This is a genomic window from Kitasatospora sp. NPDC051702, assembly GCF_040681575.1.
Taxonomy (GTDB): domain Bacteria; phylum Actinomycetota; class Actinomycetes; order Streptomycetales; family Streptomycetaceae; genus Kitasatospora.
In genome coordinates, this window is record NZ_JBFAZB010000109.1 from 1 (window position 1) to 1,804 (window position 1,804).

A 1,804-nucleotide genomic window follows, 5' to 3' on the forward strand; every position below is an offset into this window, starting at 1 on the left:
TGAGCAACGAGAGCCTGGCCAACCTGCTCAAGGAGGAGCGGCGTTTCGCCCCGCCGGCAGAGCTCGCCGCAGCCGCCAACGTCACCGCGGCCGCGTACGCGCAGGCCTCCGAGGACCGTCTGGGGTTCTGGGCCGAGCAGGCCCGCCGGCTGAGCTGGGAGGTCGAGCCGACCCAGACGCTGGACTGGTCGAACCCGCCGTTCGCCAAGTGGTTCGCCGACGGCACCCTCAACGTGGCCTACAACTGCGTGGACCGCCACGTCGAGAACGGCCTGGGCGAGCGGGTCGCGATCCACTTCGAGGGCGAGCCCGGTGACGGCCGCTCGATCACCTACGCCCAGCTCAAGGACGAGGTCTCGCAGGCCGCCAACGCGCTGCTGGAACTCGGTGTGCGCAAGGGCGACCGGGTCGCCGTCTACCTGCCGATGATCGCCGAGGCCGTCATCGCGATGCTCGCCTGCGCCCGGATCGGCGCCACCCACTCGGTGGTCTTCGGCGGCTTCTCCGCCGACGCGGTCGCCTCCCGCATCCAGGACGCCCGGGCCAAACTCGTCATCACCGCCGACGGCGGCTACCGCCGCGGCAAGCCCTCCGCGCTCAAGCCCGCCATCGACGAGGCCCTGACCAAGGTCGACGGCGTCGAACACGTCCTGGTGGTGCGCCGCACCGGTCAGGACACCGCCTTCACCGAGGGCCGCGACGTGTGGTGGCACGAGATCACCGCGCGCCAGTCCACCGAGCACACCCCCGAGGCGCACGAGGCCGAGCACCCGCTGTTCATCCTCTACACCTCCGGCACCACCGGGAAGCCCAAGGGCATCCTGCACACCTCCGGCGGCTACCTCACCCAGGCCGCCTACACCCACCACGCGGTGTTCGACCTGAAGCCGGACACCGACGTGTACTGGTGCACCGCGGACATCGGCTGGGTCACCGGCCACTCGTACATCGTCTACGGCCCGCTCGCCAACGGCGCGACCCAGGTCGTCTACGAGGGCACCCCGGACACCCCGCACCAGGGCCGGTTCTGGGAGATCGTGCAGAAGTACGGCGTCACCATCCTCTACACCGCGCCGACCGCGATCCGCACGTTCATGAAGTGGGGCGACGACATCCCCGCGAAGTTCGACCTCTCCTCGCTGCGGGTGCTGGGCAGCGTCGGCGAGCCGATCAACCCCGAGGCGTGGATCTGGTACCGCGAGCACATCGGCGCCGGCCGGACCCCGATCGTGGACACCTGGTGGCAGACCGAGACCGGCGCGATGATGATCAGCCCGCTGCCCGGTGTCACCGAGACCAAGCCCGGCTCCGCCCAGCGCGCGCTGCCCGGCATCGCCGCCACCGTCGTCGACGACGAGGCCAACGAGGTCCCCAACGGCTCCGGCGGCTACCTCGTCCTGACCGAGCCGTGGCCCTCCATGCTCCGCACCATCTGGGGCGACGACCAGCGCTACATCGACACCTACTGGTCCCGCTTCGAAGGCCGCTACTTCGCGGGCGACGGCGCCAAGAAGGACGAGGACGGCGACATCTGGCTCCTCGGCCGGGTCGACGACGTGATGCTCGTCTCCGGCCACAACATCTCCACCACCGAGGTCGAGTCCGCCCTGGTCGGCCACCCCGCCGTGGCCGAGTCCGCGGTCGTCGGCGCCACCGACGCCACCACCGGCCAGGCCATCGTCGCCTTCGTCATCCTGCGCGGCACGGCCACCGACACCCCCGAACTCGTCGAGGAACTGCGCGCCCACGTCGGCCGCACCCTGGGCCCGATCGCCAAGCCCAAGCAGATCAAGGTCGTCGGCGA

Annotated in this window: 1 protein-coding gene; it reads left to right on the plus strand. The window is 70.7% G+C overall.

What is annotated here, in order from left to right; translation table 11 throughout:
- On the plus strand, window positions 1-1,804 hold a 1,804-nt coding region (gene acs / locus AB0N04_RS38505), incomplete at both ends, for an acetate--CoA ligase (RefSeq protein WP_360223471.1).